The sequence below is a fragment of the Hydrogenophaga crocea genome, from assembly GCF_011388215.1.
Taxonomy (GTDB): domain Bacteria; phylum Pseudomonadota; class Gammaproteobacteria; order Burkholderiales; family Burkholderiaceae_C; genus Hydrogenophaga; species Hydrogenophaga crocea.
This window is the reverse complement of the sequence record NZ_CP049989.1, coordinates 3,095,523-3,113,591: the sequence shown is the minus strand read 5'-3', so window position 1 is coordinate 3,113,591 and position 18,069 is coordinate 3,095,523. Positions and strand designations below refer to the sequence as shown.

General features: G+C 72.7%; 18 protein-coding genes. 1 reads left to right on the top strand and 17 read right to left on the bottom strand.

Annotated features, from left to right (window positions below):
• The first annotated feature begins 69 nt into the window (after positions 1-69).
• Positions 70-1,641, top strand: coding sequence for a CYTH and CHAD domain-containing protein (locus G9Q37_RS14635; RefSeq protein WP_166228239.1), 1,572 nt, complete (start codon positions 70-72; stop codon positions 1,639-1,641).
• A gap of 34 nt (positions 1,642-1,675) precedes the next feature.
• On the opposite strand, the gene G9Q37_RS14630 is transcribed toward G9Q37_RS14635, so the two are convergent.
• The 17 genes from G9Q37_RS14630 to G9Q37_RS14550 all read right to left on the bottom strand — a co-directional run bounded on the left by G9Q37_RS14630 (position 1,676) and on the right by G9Q37_RS14550 (position 18,021).
• A complete protein-coding gene (locus G9Q37_RS14630; protein ID WP_240936398.1) occupies positions 1,676-2,752 on the bottom strand; it encodes a DUF1513 domain-containing protein in 1,077 nt (358 codons plus the stop codon).
• Between the two features lies 1 nt (position 2,753).
• Positions 2,754-3,791, bottom strand: coding sequence for an imelysin family protein (locus G9Q37_RS14625; RefSeq protein ID WP_166228237.1), 1,038 nt, complete (start codon positions 3,789-3,791; stop codon positions 2,754-2,756).
• On the bottom strand, positions 3,791-5,188 hold the full coding sequence (locus G9Q37_RS14620; RefSeq protein WP_166231329.1) for a di-heme oxidoreductase family protein: 1,398 nt from the start codon (positions 5,186-5,188) through the stop codon (positions 3,791-3,793). The genes G9Q37_RS14625 and G9Q37_RS14620 overlap by 1 nt, the downstream gene beginning before the upstream one ends.
• A gap of 29 nt (positions 5,189-5,217) precedes the next feature.
• Positions 5,218-6,372, bottom strand: coding sequence for an imelysin family protein (locus tag G9Q37_RS14615; protein ID WP_166228235.1), 1,155 nt, complete (start codon positions 6,370-6,372; stop codon positions 5,218-5,220).
• A gap of 116 nt (positions 6,373-6,488) precedes the next feature.
• Positions 6,489-7,193, bottom strand: a complete 705-nt coding sequence (locus tag G9Q37_RS14610; RefSeq protein ID WP_166228233.1) for a GntR family transcriptional regulator — start codon at positions 7,191-7,193, stop codon at positions 6,489-6,491.
• Positions 7,194-7,239: 46 nt separating this feature from the next.
• Positions 7,240-7,917: a cysteine hydrolase family protein gene (locus tag G9Q37_RS14605; protein ID WP_166228231.1), complete on the bottom strand. Its 678-nt coding sequence runs from the start codon at positions 7,915-7,917 to the stop codon at positions 7,240-7,242.
• Positions 7,917-9,509 carry an ABC transporter ATP-binding protein gene (locus tag G9Q37_RS14600; protein ID WP_166228230.1) on the bottom strand — a complete coding sequence of 531 codons (1,593 nt, stop codon included), beginning with the start codon at positions 9,507-9,509 and terminating at the stop codon, positions 7,917-7,919. The genes G9Q37_RS14605 and G9Q37_RS14600 overlap by 1 nt, the downstream gene beginning before the upstream one ends.
• Complete coding sequence (gene biuH, locus G9Q37_RS14595) at positions 9,506-10,195, bottom strand: biuret amidohydrolase (RefSeq protein ID WP_166228228.1); 690 nt, start codon at positions 10,193-10,195, stop codon at positions 9,506-9,508. The genes G9Q37_RS14600 and biuH overlap by 4 nt, the downstream gene beginning before the upstream one ends.
• 14 nt (positions 10,196-10,209) lie before the next feature.
• Positions 10,210-11,130, bottom strand: coding sequence for an ABC transporter permease (locus G9Q37_RS14590; RefSeq protein WP_166228226.1), 921 nt, complete (start codon positions 11,128-11,130; stop codon positions 10,210-10,212).
• Positions 11,127-12,236 carry an ABC transporter permease gene (locus G9Q37_RS14585; protein WP_166228224.1) on the bottom strand — a complete coding sequence of 370 codons (1,110 nt, stop codon included), beginning with the start codon at positions 12,234-12,236 and terminating at the stop codon, positions 11,127-11,129. Before G9Q37_RS14585 ends, G9Q37_RS14590 begins: the two co-directional genes overlap by 4 nt.
• 13 nt (positions 12,237-12,249) lie before the next feature.
• A complete protein-coding gene (locus tag G9Q37_RS14580; protein ID WP_166228222.1) occupies positions 12,250-13,356 on the bottom strand; it encodes a BMP family ABC transporter substrate-binding protein in 1,107 nt (368 codons plus the stop codon).
• A 37-nt stretch (positions 13,357-13,393) separates the two neighbouring features.
• Entirely contained in the window at positions 13,394-13,768 is a 375-nt protein-coding gene (gene hpxZ, locus G9Q37_RS14575; RefSeq protein ID WP_166228220.1) for an oxalurate catabolism protein HpxZ, read from the bottom strand.
• Positions 13,768-15,153, bottom strand: a complete 1,386-nt coding sequence (locus tag G9Q37_RS14570) for an AtzE family amidohydrolase (protein ID WP_166228218.1) — start codon at positions 15,151-15,153, stop codon at positions 13,768-13,770. The genes hpxZ and G9Q37_RS14570 overlap by 1 nt, the downstream gene beginning before the upstream one ends.
• A 7-nt stretch (positions 15,154-15,160) precedes the next feature.
• A complete protein-coding gene (locus G9Q37_RS14565) occupies positions 15,161-15,376 on the bottom strand; it encodes an AtzG-like protein (protein ID WP_166228216.1) in 216 nt (71 codons plus the stop codon).
• Positions 15,373-16,194 (bottom strand): ABC transporter ATP-binding protein, encoded by an 822-nt coding sequence (locus G9Q37_RS14560; protein ID WP_166228214.1) that lies wholly within the window; start codon positions 16,192-16,194, stop codon positions 15,373-15,375. Before G9Q37_RS14560 ends, G9Q37_RS14565 begins: the two co-directional genes overlap by 4 nt.
• On the bottom strand, positions 16,191-17,006 hold the full coding sequence (locus tag G9Q37_RS14555; protein ID WP_166228212.1) for an ABC transporter permease: 816 nt from the start codon (positions 17,004-17,006) through the stop codon (positions 16,191-16,193). The genes G9Q37_RS14560 and G9Q37_RS14555 overlap by 4 nt, the downstream gene beginning before the upstream one ends.
• A gap of 4 nt (positions 17,007-17,010) precedes the next feature.
• Positions 17,011-18,021 carry an ABC transporter substrate-binding protein gene (locus G9Q37_RS14550; protein ID WP_166228210.1) on the bottom strand — a complete coding sequence of 337 codons (1,011 nt, stop codon included), beginning with the start codon at positions 18,019-18,021 and terminating at the stop codon, positions 17,011-17,013.
• Positions 18,022-18,069: the final 48 nt, after the last annotated feature.

The following is an 18,069-nucleotide window of genomic DNA, read 5'->3' as shown; positions in this document are numbered from 1 at the left end:
CGCGCACGCGGTCGCGCGGCTGGCGATTGTTGGCCGAGCCGGACATCGCCGCGTTACAAGTTGTAGGTTATGGTCGTGCCCCCAGCGCGCGAACCCATGGCCCAGGAAACCGAACTCAAGCTCAGCCTGCACCCGCAGGACCTGCCGCGCCTGCTCGCGCACCCGCTGTTGCGCTCGGGCGCACGGCCCGGCCAGCGGCTGCTCAACACCTACTTCGACACGCCCGCGCTCGAACTGCGCGCCGCGCGCATGGCCGTGCGCGAGCGCCGCGTGGGCGCGCGCACCCTGCTCACCGTGAAGACCGCGGGCAGCTCGGTGGGCGGCCTGTCGCGCCGCGGCGAGTGGGAGGTGCCGCGGCCGCGCGGGGCCTTGCGCTTCGCGCGCTTCGTCGACGACGCCGCGCTCGCGCGGCAGCTCGACGCCTGGGCCGGCGCGCTGGTGCCCGTGTTCCACACCGATTTCACGCGCCGCACCTGGCTCGTGTCGCACGCCGGCGCGCGCATCGAGATCGCGCTCGACCAGGGGGAGCTGCGCTCGGGCAGCGGCTCGGCGGTGCGGCGTGCGCCCCTGCTCGAGTTTGAACTCGAACTGCTCGACGGCCCGGTGGACGCGCTGCTCGATCTCGCGCACACCCTGGTGCTCGGCCCCGACGGCCACCACGACCGCGCGCTGCGGCTGCGCCCCGCGCAGCGCAGCAAGGCCGAGCGCGGCTACGCGCTGTTCCAGGGCGAACGCCCGGCGCCGCACAAGGCGGCGCCGATCGCGCTGCACGACGCCATGCCCGTGCGCGAGGCCTGCCGGCTCGCCTGCCTCGCGGCCCTGCAGCACCTGCAGGCCAACGAAGAGGGCCTGCTCGACGCCGCCCGCGACGCACGCCAGCTGCCCGACCCCGAATTCGTGCACCAGGCGCGCGTGGCCCTGCGCCGCCTGCGCACCGGCCTGCGCCTGTTCCGCGCGCAGTTGCCGGCCGATTGGGTGCGGTACTGGTCGACCCATTGGAAAGAGCTGGCGCACGTGCTCGGCGCCGCGCGCAACTGGGACGTCTTCGACACCGAGGCCCTGCCCACGCTGCTGCCCGAGCCGGACGCGCGCGCGGACGCCGCGGCGCTGCGCGCCTGGGTGCGCGCGCAGCGCCAGGCGGCCCAGCGCGCGGCGGTGGCGGCGCTGGCCGCGCCCGACCACGCGCTCGCGGTGCTGGCCTTCACGCGCTCGCTGCTGGCCCTGCCGGTGGCGGGCCGCGCGCCCGCGGGCGGGCTGTCGGCCTGGGCCCGCGCCCACCTGCACGACGGGCACGCGCGGCTGCGCGAACAGGCGCGCGAGGCGCGCCGCCTCGGGCCCGAGGGCCGCCACGAGCTGCGGCTGGCGCTCAAGCGGCTGCGCTACACGCAGGAATTCCTGAGCGGCGTGCTCCCGCCGCGCCGCGCCGCGCGCAGCACCGCCGGCCTGGCCGAGGCCCAGGCCCTGCTCGGCGAGCTCAACGACCTGAGCACGGCCCAGGCCTTGCTCCAGCAGGCGCCGGCCGGCCTTGCGCCCGCGCTCGTGGCCGCGTTGCAGACCGGCCTGCAGGCCCAGCTCGACGCCGGCCTGCTCGCGCTGCCCACGCTCGAACGCTCGCTCGAACGCGCGCCGCTGCCCTGGTGAGCGCCCGGCCGCGGGCGCTGCGGCGCGCCACGGCTCAGGCGAGCGCCCAGTGGTTGTCGAAGCGCAGCGCGGTGGCCGGCGCGCTGCCGACGTCGCGCCACAGCGCGGCGTCGCCGCCGGCCCAGGCATGGCCCTCGCGCGCCGCGAGCGCGCCCGCCGCGGGCAGCGCGATGCGGTCCACCAGCTCGCCCTGCGGCGAGAGGCCGAGCAGCTGGTTGGCGCGCGTGGCGCTGAGCCAGAAGCCGCCGCCCGCGCGCGCGCAGATGTCGCCGCCGTAGCCGAGCGCGCCCGCCATGGGCGGCGCGGCCGTGAGCGCGCGGCCGTCCCAGGTGGCCAGCAGCGGGGCGTCGCGGCGGCGGGCCTCGTCGTCGTGCTCGGCCTGCAGCGCGATGCCCACGCGCCGGCCCACGGGGTCGAAGGCCAGGTGGCGGATGCTCAGGCGCGGGTCGCCCAGCCGCCACTGGCCAAGCAGCGCGCCCGTGCCCGGGTGCAGTGCCACCAGCGAGGGGTCCATGCGCGAGAGATCGCGGTGGCTGCGGCCGGTTTCGCTCTGCGTGGGAATGCCGCCGTTGGCCACGACCAGCGTGCCCGCGGCCAGACCGCCCAGGGCCTCGGGCAGCACCAGCATCGCGTGCGGGTCCATGCCGTGCGTGCGCCATTCACCGGTCTTGCGCAGCGTGGCGGCGTCGCGCACGCCGATCAGGCCGCTCGCATCGGCCTGGTCGGTCTCGGTGGTCCACACCGCGCGGCCGTCGGGCGAGCGGCGCACGTGGCCGTTGAGCACGCGGTCGTCGTCGACCCAGTGCCAGGTGGTGTGGCCGCTCGCGGGCTGCCAGCGCAGCAGCCAGTCGCCCGGGCGGCGCGCGGCCAGCAGCACGCTGGGCGCGCCGTCACCGCTCTCCACCGCCAGGCCGTGCGCGCGCGTGGGCAGCGCCAGCGCGGCCTGCACCTGCAGGCCCGTGCCGTCCAGGCGCAGCAGGCCCGCGAGGTGGCGGTCGCCTTCGAGCCAGCTTGCGGCGAGCAGGGTGCCGCCGTCCTGGGCGAATGCCGGCGCGCAGGCCGCCGCGCCCAGCCAGGCCAGCAGCGCGCGCCGTGTCAGACCCGCGGGCATGTCAATCGCCGTCGGCACTGGAGAACCCCAGGCTCACTTCCATGCCCGCGGCCACCTCGGCCTGCATCAGCGCGGTCAGGCCCTTGAGCGCGCGCGCCGTGGCCTCGACCGACGCGGGCCGTGCGGGGTTCAGGCCCTGCATCGCGCGGTCGGCCGCGTCGACGGCGTTGTGCCAGCGGTCGGCCAGCGCGAGGTGCCCGCGTCCGCGCAGGTAGGACTCGATGCTGATCGGCGCCTGCGTGCCCGGTGCGGTGGCGATGGGCGGGGCGCCGGCGTCGGGCTGGCGCGCGAGCGCGCGCAGCTCGGCCCAGTCGGCGGCCCAGGCCGCGCCGGTCTGGCCGCTGGCCTCGCGCGTGAAGGCGGGCGCGCCGCCGCGCGTGGCGGCCTCGCGCAGCGGTTTTTCCAGGCTGGCCCAGCGCAGGCGTTCCAGCCCGCCGAGCCACTGGTTCACGAACTCCACGAAGGGGGCGACCGCGTCTTCTTCTTCTGGCGGCGTGGCGGCCAGCGCGTCGAAGGCGCTGCGCAGGGCCTCGGCCTCGCGCTGCACCGCCTGCGCGGCCAGCACCGCGTAGCCACAGGCGGGCGTGCGCGGCGCCGCGGGCGCGGTCCACAGCAGGTGCTCGATCGCGGGCAGGCCCTTGGCCGGCGTGCCCACGCGCTCGAAGTCCTCGGGCGTTTTCGGCTCGCGCGCGAGCATGCGCTTGAGCAGCTCGGGGCGCAGCGGCTGGAAGTCGATCTCGCGCAGCGAGCGGCGCTCGACCAGCGGCCCCACGGCCACCGCGGCCAGGCGTTCCCAGGCGAGCATGGTCTGCGTCCAGGCCTGGCGCGCGGGCGCGAGCGCGCCCGGGCCGCTGCAATGGGCCTGCAGCGCGGCCACGAGCTCGGGCGCGCGCTCGGCAAAGGCGCGCGCGCGCGGCGCGCTGTGGCCCGCGTACAGTCCCGCGAGCGCGTCTTCCGAGTGGTAGTAGGGCACGGCGATCTGCGCCCACAGCAGCGTGGGGGCGCAGCACAGGGCGGCGATCAGGGGGCGGATGCGCATCACAGGCTCTCCACGAATTTCACGAGCGCGCGGCGGTCGGCCTCGCTGAACCCCAGCACCTGCTGCTTGCTGGCCTCGGCCTCGCCGCCGTGCCACAGCACCGCTTCGAGCACGCCGTTGGCGCGGCCGTCGTGCAGCAGTTTGGTGTGGCCGTTCACGTCCTTGAACAGGCCGATGCCCCACAGCGGCGGCGTCTTCCACTGGCGGCCGTTGGCGAGGAAGTCGGGGCGGCCATCGGCCAGTGCCTCGCCCATGTCGTGCAGCAGCAGGTCGGTGTAGGGCCAGATGGTCTGTCCCTTGAGCGCCGGGCTGGTGAGTCGCGGGAACGGGCCTTCGGCGGTGGTGTACGAGGGCCGGTGGCAGACCGCGCACTGCGCCTGCGCGAACAGCTGCTGGCCGCGCAGCACCTGCGGATCGCGGGCATTGCGGCGCGCGGGCGGCGCGAGCGTGGCCTGGTAGAACACCACGTCGTCGAGGGTCTTGGCGTCGATCTCGGGCTGGCCGTTGCGCGCGCCGGTGGGCGCGGCCAGGCAGTCGGTCTGCGTGGGCGTGCAGGTTTCGTGCGGGAACTGCGCCGAGGTGATGCCGATGTCGCCGTGGAAGGCGCCCGCGGTCTGGTGCGCGAGCGTGGCCACGTTGGCCTTCCAGCCGAAGCGGCCCAGCATCTCGCGCTGCGCGAACACGTCCCACACGCGGTTGGGCTGGCCCTTGATCGGGCCGTCTGCCTCGGCCTGCGCGCGCGCGTTGTCCAGGATGGCCTGTTCGGGAATGGCCTCGAGCAGGCCCACGCCGATCATCTGCGGCGCGACGCGCGGGCTGGTCATGATGCCGGGCGCGAACGGGCCGTAGGCGAGGCGGTCGATCACGTACTCGGGCTTTTGCAGCGTGTAGCGCGTGCCGTCGGCAAAACGCCCGTGCACCGCGCTCCAGCGCAGGCGCACGCGGCCCTCGGGCTTCACGCCTTGCACCGCCGAGGTGTTGAGCTGGTCGCCGTACACCGGGTCGTGGCGCGGGCCGCCGTGTTCGTCGGTACCCGGCACCGAGAGGCGGATCAGCAGCGCGAGCGGGCTCTCGTCGGACAGGCCGCGCCGCCACGACGGCGGCTCGCCGCGGCCGTCCATGGCATGGCAGGCGCCGCAGGAGCGCGCGATGAAGTTGGGGCCCAGGCCGTCGCGCGCCTTGGTGCTCGCGGGCGCTTCGACCCAGTTGCGCTTGAAGAAGGAATTGCCGATCACGAAGCGCGTGCGCTCGGGATCGCTGAGGTTGGCCGCGGGAAACGAAAACGCGTTCTGGCCCGTGGCCCACACGGTGGTCTCGCCGCCGGGCTTTTCGCCCGGCGCATCGGTGGCGGCGTCGTCGGGCGCGGACACCGCCGCGACCGTGGTGGCCACCGCCATGGCCAGGCCCAGCACCGCCGCCGCGCGCTTCACGGCTGCACCAGCGTGAGTTTCTGGATGCCGATCGCGGCCGCCGCCGACACGATGTCGTTGGACTGCGCGGTCAGGCTCTTGATGGTGGCCTCGATCTTCGGCCGGCCCGCCGAGCCCATCACGATCGCGCGGTCGAAGGGCGCGGGAATGGCCTCGGCCGATTCCACCGAGGTGCGGATCTGCTGGCTGGTCTTGCTGGCAACCGCGGCGTCCTTGGCGTTCACCAGGTCGCGCAGGCTCGGGCCCTGCAGGGTGCTGCCGTCGGCGCGCACGTAGCGGCCCAGCCACACGTTCTCGATGCCCTTGGCGTTGGCCACCGCGTCGCGGTGGGTGTTGTCGGAGAAGCAGCTGTGCTCGTCCTCCTGGTCCTGGCTGGCGAGCGCCACTTCCAGGCGTTCGCCCGCGAGTTCGCCGCGCGAGAGCGAGCCCAGCGAGACGAACATCTTGCGCAGCGACTCGTTGCCGCCCTTTTCGAAGCGCGCGCGGTAGTTGTTCTTCGCGTTCGGGGCCCAGGCTTTCACGAGGGTGCCGAGGTCGTCGACCAGCAGCTCGGTGACCACGTTCAGGTACTGGCGGCGGCGGTCGGCGTTGGGGGCCTTGCCGTCGACGAAGTCCTCGAAGCTGCGGTTGCCGGGGCCGGTCTCGGACAGGTCCTGCCCCCAGAGCATGAACTCGATGGCGTGCCAGCCGGTGGCGATGTTTTCCTCGCCGCCTTTTTCGTTGAGGGCCGACAGCGCCTTCTTGGTGATGGCCTGCTTGCGGTTGTTGACGATGCCCGCGTTGGCCTTGCCCTGCACCGCGTCGACGTAGGACTCGTCCATGGGCCAGGCGTTGAGGCGGCCTTCGGGGCCGTTGTCGTTGTCGATCGGGCCGCCGTAGAAGCGGAAGGCCTCGGTCTGGCCGTAGAACTCGCGCGCGGCCAGCCAGGCCTTGCGGGCGGCGTCGAGGTTCGCCTGCGAGGGCGCGGCGGTCAGGGCCTTGACGGCGTCCTGCAGGGCCTTGGCGGCGTTGAGGGTGTCCTCGTAGTTGGCGTGAACCAGGGTGGCGTAGTGCGCGGCGACGCTGGCCGGGGTGGCCGCGGTCTGGGCGAACACGGGGGCGGCGAGGGCGAGCGAGAGCAGGGCGGCGGCGGCGGTGGTCTTCAGGCGCATGGGGGTCTCCCGGGTGGACATGCGCCGGATTCTAAATGCGAATAATTCTTAGCATTAACTTAAGATCGCGCGCCGGGGTTTCTTCAGGGCGCCGGCACGGGTGCCCGTGCCGCGGCTCACCCGCCCGGCGTCTGCCGCGCCAGAAACACCTGGTGCAGGGTGATCTTGCGCACCTCCACCTGGCTGGTCTGGATGTGCGTGCGCAGCAGCAGCGCCGCGCGGTCGGCGTTGTGCGCCAGCACCGCGCGCAGGATCTTGGCGTGCTCGTCGTAGGTCGCATCGATGCGCACCGGCTTGAGGAAGTCCAGCCGCCGGATGATGCGGATGCGCTCGGTCACGTCCTGGTGCACCCGCGACAGTTCGTCGTTGCCGGCGGCCCGCACCAGCGCCTGGTGGAAGGCCTCGTCCATCGCGGCCACCCGCGCCGGGTCGGTCTCGCGATCGGCCGCCGCCACCATCCATTGCTCCTTCAGGCCCTGCAGCAGGGCGCCGGGCGGGCCGTCCTGCTGGCACAGGCGCTGCACCGCCGCGGTCTCGAGCAACAGGCGCAGTTCGTAGAGCTGGTCGAAGCGGTTGAAGTCGAAGGGCAGCACGCGCCAGCCCGCGCGGAACATCACCTCCACGAAGCCCTCCTGCTGCAGGCGGATCAGCGCCTGCCTCACCGGCGTGCGCGACACGCCCAGGCGCTCGCACAACTCGTTCTCGGTGAAGCGGTCGCCCGGCAGCAGGTGGAAGTCGGCGATGTCGCGCTTGAGCTGTTCGTACACGCCGTCGGCGCGCGACGGCGGTGTGGCGGGACGGCGGGTTCGGGGGGCGGTCACGGGGACGCGTGTCGGTGGAGGGGGCGGTGGCCTGCGATTCTGCGCCTCAGGCGCGCACCGCGGCCTGGGGCAGCGCGGCCAGCAGGGCCTGGCTCGGCGCGGTCCAGCCCACGATCGCGCCCTGCGCGCGGATCATCTCGATGGCCGCCGCCTTGAAGTGCGGAAAGTAGCTCTCGGTGCAGTCCTCGAGCAGCAGCGCGTCGTAGCCACGGTCGTTGGCCTCGCGCATCGAGGTCTGCACGCAGACCTCGGTGGTCACGCCCATGAACACCAGCTGCGTCACCCCCAGCGCCTGCAATCGCTCGTGCAGGCCGGTGGCGTAGAAGGCGCCCTTGCCGGGCTTGTCGATCACCAGCTCGCCCGGCGCCGGCGCGAGCGCGTCGATGATCTGGTTGCCCGGCTCGCCCGCGATCAGGATGCGGCCCATGGGCCCCACGTCACCGATGCGCAGGCTGGGCTTGCCGCGCAGGCGCTTGGCGGGCGGGCAATCCGACAGGTCGGGCCGGTGCGCCTCGCGCGTGTGCACCACCACGCCGCCCGCGGCGCGCCAGGCCCGCAGCACCGCGGCGCACGCCGGCACGATGGCCTGCAGCAGCGACACGTCGTTGCCCAGCGTTTCGCCGAAGCCGCCGGGCTCCACGAAATCGCGCTGCATGTCGATGATGACCAGCGCCGCGCGCGGGAAGTCGAGCCCGAAGGCAAAGGGTTGTGCGTCGATCGGCATCAGTGGCCTCCGCCCATGTGGGCCCCCAGGGTCTTGCGGTCGGCCTGTGCGGCCGGGGTTTCGAACGACACCCGGCCCTCGCTCATCACCACGATGCGGTCGGCGAGCTCCAGCAGTTCGTCGAGGTCTTCGCTGATCAGCAGCACGGCGCCGCCCTGCTGGCGCACGCCGCGCAGCCGGCCGTGGATCTCGCGCACCGCGGCGAAGTCGAGCCCGAACACCGGGTTGGCCGCGATCAGCACGCTGATCTCGCCGTGCAGCTCGCGCGCGAGCACCGCGCGCTGCACGTTGCCGCCCGAGAGGCTGCGGATGGGCGCGTTCTCGCCCTGCGTCTTCACGCCGTACTCGGCGATCCAGTCGCGCGCGCGGCGGCGCCATTCGGCAAAACGCAGCCGGCCGCCGCGGCACAGCGGCGCGCGATCGAAGTCGCGCAGCGCCATGTTCTGCGCCACCGAGAGTTCACCCACGCAGGCGTTGCGCAGCGGCTCCTCGGGCAGGCTGCGCACCTTCAGGCGGTGGTTCTCGGTGCGGCTGGCGGCATAGCTTTCGCCCTGCACGCGCACCTCGCCGCCGGCGCGCGGACGCTGGCCCACCAGGGCCTCCACCAGCTCGCGCTGGCCGTTGCCCGACACGCCCGCCACGCCCAGGATTTCGCCGGGCGCCACGCGCAGGCTGAGGTCGTGCACCGCGAGCGTGCCGCGGTCGCCCAGCACGCGCAGGGCGCGCACCTCGAGCGCGGGCGGCGCCTCGGGCGCGCCGGCGGCGGGCGCCGCGCGGGGGGCGCCCGGGATCGGCGACGGGGAGGCCGCGGCGTCGCCCACCATGGCCTCGGCCAGGCGTGCCGGGTCGGTGTCGAGCACCGCCCCGTGGTGCACCGCGCGGCCCCGGCGCAGCACGGTCACGTCGTCGGCATAGGCCATGACCTCGCGGAACTTGTGGGTGATGATGAGCACGGTGCACAGGCCGCTGAGCGCAAAGCCGCGCACGTGGCCCAGCACCTCGTCGGCCTCCTGCGGCGTGAGCACCGAGGTCGGCTCGTCCAGGATCAGCAGGCGCGGGCGCAGGTAGAGCTGCTTGAGCAGTTCGAGCTTCTGCTTCTCGCCCGCGGCCAGGGCCTGCGGGCGCGCGTCGAGGTCGAGCCGGAACGGCACCGTCTGCAGGAAGGCCTCGAGCTTCGCGCGCTCGCGCCGCCAGTCGATGGCCGCGCCCAACTGGCCGCCCGCGAGCAGCAGGTTCTCGGCCACCGTCATGCCCGGCGCCAGCGTGAAGTGCTGGTAGACCATGCCGATGCCCAGGCCGCGCGCCACCACCGGGTTGGCCACCGCCTGTTCGCGGCCATCGATCAGGATGCTGCCGCTGGTGGGCCGCTGGAAGCCCGCCACGCACTTCACCAGCGTGCTCTTGCCCGCGCCGTTCTCGCCCAGCAGCGCGTGCACCGTGCCCGGCGCCACCTTCAGGCCCACGTCCTGCAGCGCATCGAAACGGCCGAAGCGCATGCCCAGGCCGTAGGTCTCGAGCGCCATCGCGCCCTGGCCCGGGGGCAGGCCGCCGATGGGCGCGGCGGGGCCGTCGACGTTCCTGTCGGCGCTCATGCCAGCGCCGCCAGCAGGGCGGCCGAGGGGGCATGGGCGCCGAACACGCCGCCCTGCATGGTGATCATCTTCAGCGCGGCCTCGTGGTTGCCGCGGTCGGTCGCGGCGGTGCAGTCGGACAGCAGCAGGCATTCGAAGCCGCGGTCGTTGGCCTCGCGCATGGTGGTGTGCACGCACACGTCGGTGGTGATGCCGGCGAGCACCAGGTTCTGGATGCCGCGGGTGCGCAGGATGAGCTCGAGGTCGGTGGCGCAGAACGAGCCCTTGCCGGGCTTGTCGATCACCACCTCGCCAGGCAGCGGCGCGAGCTCGGGAATGAGCTCCCAGCCCGGCTCGCCGCGCACCAGGATGCGGCCGCAGGGCCCGTCGTCGCCGATGCCCACGCCGCCGGTGCCGATCTGGCGCGAGCGCCAGCGCTTGTTGGCGGGCAGGTCCGACAGGTCGGGCCGGTGGCCTTCGCGGGTGTGCATCACCGCGTAGCCCGCGCGGCGCATCGCGGCCATGGTGGCCTGCAGGGGTTCGATGGGCGCGCGGGTGAGCGAGATGTCGTAGCCCATCTTGTCCACGTAACCGCCGACACCGCAGAAGTCGGTCTGCATGTCGATCGCGATGAGCGCGGTGTTGTCGGGGCGCAGGTCGCCGTTCCAGGGCCAGGCGTAGGGGTGGGCGTCGACGAATCGTTCCATGGCGGCAGGGGCGTTCAGCGGTTGGAGGAGAGCTCGGTCGGGCTGCCCGGCACGATCTGGCCGGGCCGGCAACTGAGGACCAGGATGAGCAGCGTGAGCGCGTAGGGCAGGGTGTTGAAGAGGTGGTAGCCCCAGCCGATGCCCACCGATTGCAGCGCCGGGCCGATCGCGCCCGCGCCGCCGAAGAGCAGCGCCGCGCCCACGCAGCGCAGCGGGTTCCAGCGCGCGAAGATCACCAGCGCCACCGCGATCAGGCCCTGGCCGCTGGAGATGCCCTCGTTCCAGCTGCCGGGGTAGAACAGCGTGAGCGAGGCCCCGCCCAGGCCGGCGATGCAGCCGCCCGCGGCCGTGGCCGCGAGCCGGATGCCCGGCACCGAATAACCGAGCGCGCGCGCCGCGTGGGCCGAGTCGCCCGCGAGCCGCACCAGCAGGCCGGCGCGCGTGTGGGTGAAGCCCCAGGCCATGGCCAGCGCCAGCAGCACGCCCAGCGGCAGCAGCGGGTTGATCTGCAGCGCCGAGCGCACCGCGGGCGCGTCGCTCCAGAAGCCCAGCGGGATCGCGGGCAGCTGCGCCGCCTGCGGCTGGATCAGCGGTTTGCCGAGGTAGAAGGCCAGCCCCATGCCGAGCAGCATGAGCGCGATGCCGGTGGCGATGTCGTTCACGCGCGGCAACGCGCACAGCAGGCCGTGCAGCGTGGCCAGCAGCGCGCCCACGGCCGCGGCCGCGAGCACGCCGACCCAGGGCGAGCCGCTGAGGTAGGAGGCGCCGAAGGCCGCCATGGCCGACAGCACCAGCACGCCCTCCAGGCCCAGGTTGATGCGCCCGCCCTTTTCGGTGAGGCACTCGCCCAGGCTCACGAACAGGAAGGGCACGCCCACGCGCAGCGCCCCGCCCACGATGCCGCTGACCAGGATCAGCCATTGTTCGGCGCTCATCGCGGTTCTCCTTTCGGGGCCTCGGGCGTGCCGAGCACCACGGGCACGGGATCGGACGGGCCGAAGCGCCCGAGCGCGGCGAGCAGCGGTTTCCAGTCGCGCTCGCGCAGCGCCTCGCTGGCGAGGATCAGCACGAAGGCGATGCCTTGCAGCAGCAGCACCGAGGCGTCGGGCAGGCCGAGCCGGCGTTGCAGCAGGCTGCCCGCGGCGCCGAAGCCGCCGAACAGGATGGCCACCGGAATGATGGCCAGCGGCTGGTGCCGCGCGATGAAGGCCACCAGGATGCCGGCGTAGCCGTAGCCCGCGATCAGCGAGGCGTTGGCGTTGGTGTGCACCGCGGCCACCTCGATCGCGCCCGCCACGCCCGCGGCCGCGCCGCCGAGCGCACAGGCCAGCACGATCAGGCGCGTGGCCGGCAGGCCCACGAGCTGGGCCGCGCGCGGGTTGCCGCCCACCACGCACACCGAGAAGCCCGAGGGCGTGAAGCGCAGCCACAGGCCTGCCAGCAGGCAGGCCAGGGTGCCCACCACCAGGCCCCAGTGCACGTCCGAGCCCGCGATGGTGCCGATCAGCAGGCCCTCGCCCAGCGCGGGCGTGGACGGCTTGTTCAGGCTCGCGGGATCGCGCAGCGGCCCCTCCACCAGGTGCTTGAACAGGCCGATGGCGACGTAGGCCAGCAAGAGGCTGCTGATGGTCTCGTTGATGCCGCGGACCTGGCGCAGCCAGCCTGCGAGCGCGATCCACAGGCCGCCCGCGAGCGCGCCCGCGGCGCACACCAGCACCGTGCCCACGGCGTTGGCGGGCAGCGGCAGCGCGTGCGCGAGCGCCGCGCAGGCCAGGCCGCCCAGCACCAGCGCGCCTTCGCCGCCGATCACCGTGAGACCGGCGCGCGCGGGCAGGGCCACGCAGAGCGCGGTGAGCATCAGCGGCGCGGCGCGCTGCAGCGTGTTCTGCCACGAGAACGCGTCGCCGAACGCGCCCTTGAACAGCAGCACCCACACGGCCACCGGGTCCACGCCCGCGAAGGACACGATGAGGCCGAACACGCCAAGCGCGGCCACGATGGCGCCGGTGGGCAGGGCGATGGCGGCGAGGGCGTCGCGCATGGCGTGGGCCTGCTCAGACGCTGCCGATGACGCCTTCGACCAGGTAGTTCATCTTCTCGAGCTCGAGATCGGTCTGCTTGAAGGCCTTGCCCGCGGGGATCGCGGTCGCGCCCTTGTTGTCCTTGAGCGGGCCCTTGAAGATGTCGAAGCTGCCCGCGACCATCTGCGCCTTGATGCCGTCGGCCTGCTTCTTCGCGGCGTCGGTCACGGCGGGGCCATAGGCCGAGGGTTTGACGAAGCCTTCCTTGAGGCCGCCGCGCACGAAGTTGGGGTGCGGCTTGCCGCTGCGCGCGGCCTCGATGAAGGTGGTGTACGCGGTGAGCCAGTTCCACTCGGCGCCGGTGAGGTAGGCCTGCGGCGCGAGCTTGGCCTGGCTGGCGTGGTAGCCGCAGACCATCTTGCCGCGCTTGGCCGCGGTTTCCACGATCACCTTGGGGCCGTCCACGTGCATGGTGAACACGTCCACGCCCTGGTCGGCGAGGCTGTTCGTGGCCTCGGCCTCTTTCACCGGCATCGACCAGTCGCCGGTGAAGATCACGCTGGTGGTGATGCCGGGCTTGACCGAGCGCGCGCCCATGGTGAAGGCGTTGATGTTGCGCAGCACCTGCGGGATCGGCTTGGCCGCGATGAAACCGAGCTTGCCGCTCTTGCTCATGTGCGCGGCGATCACGCCGTTGAGGTACTGGCACTCGTCGATGTAGCCGAAGAAGCTCGCGGTGTTCTTGGGGTGCTTGCCTTCGGTCCACATGCCGCCGCAGTGGGCGAAGCGCACGTCGGGGTACTTGGCGGCCACGGCCAGCATGTGCGGGTCGAAGTAGCCGAACGAGGTCGGGAAGATCAGGCTCGCGCCGTCCTGCGCGATCATGCCGGTCATGGTGCGTTGCACCGCGGCGGTCTCGGGCACGTTCTCTTCCTCCACCACCTTCACGCCGGGCATCTTCTTGAGCTGGGCCGCGGCCTCGGCCTGGGCCTGGTTGTAGCCATAGTCGTCGCGCGGGCCGACGTAGATCACGCCGACCGTGATCGGCTTCTGCGCGAAGGCCAGGGGCGAGGCGGCGGCCGCGCCGAGCGCAGCCAGGGTCTTGATCGAATCGCGGCGGTTGGGCAGGAGAAGGCTCATGGCGAAGGCTCCGGTGGGGGTGGATGGGGCGGGGGAATCAGGCCAGCAGGCTCACGTGGGCGGCCACCACGCGCCAGCCTTCGGGCGTGCGCAGCCAGGTCTGGCTCTGGCGGCCCACGCGGTCGCTGCCGCTGCGGTGGAACTCGGTGTTGGCGGTGGCGAAGTCGCGGCCGTAGGTGGTGATGACGGTGCGGCCCAGGGTGCGCGCCAGGCCGGCCGCGGGCCGCGCGGCGCGAAAGGCCTGGATCTGCGCGTAGCCGTAGAGGTTTTCGGTGGCGCCGTAGCGCAGCGTGTGCGGGCTGTTCCAGAACAGCTCGTCGAGCACGGCCACGTCGTTGGTCACGAGCGCGGTCTCGTAGCGCTCGAAGGCCGCGGTCACCTCGGCCAGCACCGCGGGGTCGTTGATGGGCATCACGGCAGGGCTTCCTTCACGCGGGCCGCGCCCGCCTGTTCCAGCACCCGGCCCGCGCGCAGGGCCAGGTCTTCGCGCCAGGGCGCGGCGATCAGTTGCACGCCGAGGGGCAGGCCGTCGGTGCCCGAGGGCCACATCGGCGCGGCCACCACCGGGCAGCCCGCGTAGGACACCGGCTGGGTGAGCAGGCCGATGGAGGGCCGGCAGGGCAGGCGCTGGCCGTTGACCTCGATCCACTCGCTGCCCAGCGCGGGTGCGGGCACGGGGGTGGCCGGCGCGATCAGCAGGTCCCAGTCGCGGAACAGGGCATTGACCTGGTCGCGGTAGACGCGGCGAAAGCGCTGCGCGCGCACGTACCAGGCGGCGGGCTGCAGCGCGCCGGCGATGAAGCGGTCGACCGAGAGCGGTTCGAAATCGCCCATGCGCTCGCGCAGGCGCTGCAGGTGCAGCGCGCCGCCCTCGCTCGCGCTGGTGATGAAGGCGGCCGCGCGGGCCTCGGCCGCGAAGGGCCAGAGCACGGTCTCGCGCGCCCCGAGCGCGGCAGCGGCCTGGGCCACCGCCTCGCGCGCGGGCGCGTTCGCGTGCGCTTCGAAGTAGCCGCCGAGCACGCCGATGCGCAGGCCCTGCACGCCCTGCTCGAGCGCGCGGTGCGTGGGCTGCACCCGGGTGGCGAAGCAGCCGGGGTCGAGCGGGTCGGGGCCTTGCAGCGCGTCGTAGGCCAGCGCCAGGCCGGCCGCGTCGTCGGCGAAGGGGCCGAGGTGGTCGATGCTGGCCACGAAGGGAAAGCTGCCGCGGCGCGAGAGCCGGCCGAAGGTGGGCTTGAGCCCCCACACGCCGCAGAACGACGCGGGCACGCGGATCGAGCCGTTGGTGTCCGAGCCCAGGGCCAGCGGCACCTGGCCGCCGCCCACCGCGGCGCCGCAGCCGCCCGAGGAGCCGCCCGCGCTGTGGCCCGGTCGGTGCGGGTTGTGCGTGGGCCCCTCGTGGCTGTTCTCGGTGGTGAAGCCGTAGGCGTACTCGTCCATGTTGAGCGCGCCCACGAGCACCGCGCCCGCGGCCTGCAGGCGCTGCACCAGCACCGCGTCGGCCGGCGCGGGCGGGTTCGCGCGGTTCACCTTGGAGCCCGCGAGCGTGACCTCGCCCGCGATGTCGAACAGGTTCTTGACCGCGAAGGGCACGCCCGCGAGCGGGCCCACGGCCTCGCCGCGCGACAGCCGCGCATCGATCTGCGCGGCCTGTGCGCGCGCGGCCTCGAAGCGCGTGCCGGTGAAGGCGTTGAGGCGCGGTTCGGTGGCCTCGATGCGCGCGATGCAGGCCTGCAGCACCTCGCTGGCGCGGGTGCGGCGGGTGGCGATGGCGTGGGCGGTCTGGCTGAGCGTGGGCATGGGCACCTCAGCGCGGCGTTGCCGGGGCCGATGGAAACGGCGCGGGGCAGTAGAGCGCCACCGGCTCGGTCTCGTCGTCGAGCGCGAAGGCCTGCAGCCGCGCAGCGAGCGCGGCGGTGCGCTCCAGGTGGCCGGCCACGCGCGCGGCGCGCTCGGCGTCCAGCGGCAGTTCGAGCAGCGCGGCCGCGGCCTGCACGTAGGCGAGCGTGGCGGCCCCGTTCACCGCCGCACCTCGCGCTGGAAGATCTCCAGGCTGCGCTTCTTGGCGGCCACGAAGCTGGCCTCGGAGAGCGTGGCCGTGGTGCGCGGGCGCGGGTCGTCGTAGGGCAGGATCTCGGCGACCTTGGTGGGCCGCTTGGTGAGCAGCAGCACCTGGTCGGCCAGGTACACCGCCTCTTCGAGATCGTGCGAGACCAGCACCATGGTGGTGCCGGTCTGCATGAACACCTCCTGCAGCTTCTCGCGGATGAACAGCGTCATCTCGAAGTCGAGCGCCGAGAAGGGTTCGTCGAGGAACAGCACCTCGGGCTTGGGCGCGAGCGCGCGCATGATGGACGCGGTCTGCTGCTGGCCGCCCGAGAGCTCGTAGGGGAAGCGCTTGAGGTCGAACTTGACGTCGAACGAGGCCACGAGCTCTTCCATGCGGCGGTCGACCTCGGCCTTGCTGCGGCCCTCGAGCTTGAGCGGGTAGGCGATGTTGTCGATGGTGCGCATCCACGGGAACATCGCTTCGCGGTAGTTCTGGAACACGTAGCCGATCTTGGTGTCCTTGAGCGACTTGCCGTCGAACAGGATCTCGCCGCTGTCGATCGGGATCAGGCCCGCGATCATGTTGATCAGCGTGCTCTTGCCGCAGCCGTTGGGACCGAACACCGAGACGATCTTGTGCTTGGGGATGTCGAGGTCGAAGTTCTCGTACAGCGGCCAGCCCGCGAAGTACTTGGTGAGGCCGCGGATGGTGATGTGCGTGCCCGCGGGCCCGGGCTGGAAGCGCGGCGCCGGCACGTCGGCGAACACGGGGGCGTTGACCAGGGTGTTCATCGGCCGCTCCAGTGCACGATCTTGCGTTCGATGAGCAGGAACAGCACGTTGAGCGCATAGCCCAGCGCGCCCGCGGCGAGGATGGACGCGTACATGTCCTTCACGTTCATCACCTGCTGCGCGTTGATGATGCGGTTGCCCAGGCCGCTGTCGGCGCCGATGAACATCTCGGCCACGATCACGATCACCAGCGCCATGGACACCGCCGAGCGCAGGCCCACGAAGCTCGGTTGCAGGCTTTCCCAGACCAGCACGTCCTTGAACACCTGCCAGCGGCTGGCGCCCATGACCTTGGCCGCCATCACCCGCTGCTTGCGAGCGTTGATCACGCCGTAAGCGCTGTTGAACACCACGATGAGCAGCGCGCCGAAGGCCGCGATGGCGACCTTGTTGATGTCGGACACGCCGAAGATCATGAGGAACAGCGGGATCAGCGCCGACGAGGGCGTGGAGCGGAAGAAGTCAATCAGGAACTCCACGCTGCGGTAGGCCTTCTCGGTGCTGCCGAGCACGATGCCCAGCGGCATGCCGACCACCGCCGCGATCAGGAAGGCCTGCACCGTGCGCCACACGGTGACGAGGAAATCGCCCAGCAGCGGGCCGCCCGCGAGGCCGCCGAACAGCGCGCCCAGCGCGGCCATGGGCGGCGGCAGCAGGATGGGCTTGATGAAGCCCAGCCGCACCACCAGGTCCCACACGATGAACAGCACCAGCGGGCCCACGAAGGGCAGGGCGCGGCTCCAGTCGGTCTTCTTGGGGAGCGCGGGCGCGCCGCTCGAGGCGGGCGGGCTCCAGGGCTTGGCCGCTTCCATCGCCTCAGCCCTTGTAGAGCATGGTCTCGACCATCAGGCGCGAGCTGAAGATGCCCTTTTCGCTGAACAGGTCGAAGAACTTCTGGAAGTGCGCCACGTCGGCCGGCGTGAACTCGTTGTACATGGTGTACGCGGCCAGCGGCACCTCGCCCGTGAGCGCGCCTTCGATCGGGGTGTAGCCCTTGAGGTACTGGCGCGCTTCGGTGGCCTTGGTGCGCACGTAGGTCACGCCCTTGCCGTAGGCGGCCACGAACTTCTTGGCGGCCTCGGGGTTCTTCTTGATGAAGTCCGACGACAGCGAGGCCGAGCCGCCGAACCACGGCGCCATGGGGTCGCCGAGCACGTAGCGCGCGATCACGCCGGCCTCGAGCACGCGGGTGGTGCCGTTGAGGCGGCCGATGGTGCCGGTGGGTTCGAGCGTGTAGGCGCCGTCGACCTGGCCCGCGGCGAGCGCGGCCACGTGCTGGCCGATCGGCAGTTCGACCACGGTGGCGCCGGTGGCGCCGCCGCGCTCGAGGATGGTCTTGGCCAGGGTGACGTTCTGGATGCCCGGGCCCGAGGCGACGCGCTTGCCCTTGAGGTCGGCCATGACCTTGGCCGGGCTGGCCACGGGCACGATCACCTCGTCGAGCACGTTCTTCACGTTGCTCGGGTTGGAGCAGAAGATCTTGAAGGTGCCGGGCTGGGCGATCTCGCCGATGGCGATGTTGGCCGAGCCGGTGCCGTTGGCCGTGCCGTCGGCGCGGTTGGACAGCACGGCCTCCATCACCTGCTGCGCGCCCGCGAACTTCAGCGGCTCCACGTCGAGCCCGGCCTCCTTGAAGTAGCCGAGTTCGATGGCCGCGTAGAACGGCAGGCCGGCCGCGATCGGCCAGTAGCCGATGCGCACCTTGGGCGCGGCCTGCGCGTGCACCTGCGGCGCACCCAGGGCGCCGAGCACGGTGGCGCCGGCGCCGAGCTGGATCAGCTGGCGGCGGCGGGAAGAAACGGTGGCGGGGGCGGCGTGGTGTTTCATGGACAACTCCTGCAAGGTCGGTGAAGGCAATGGAAAAGAAAAAGGGGG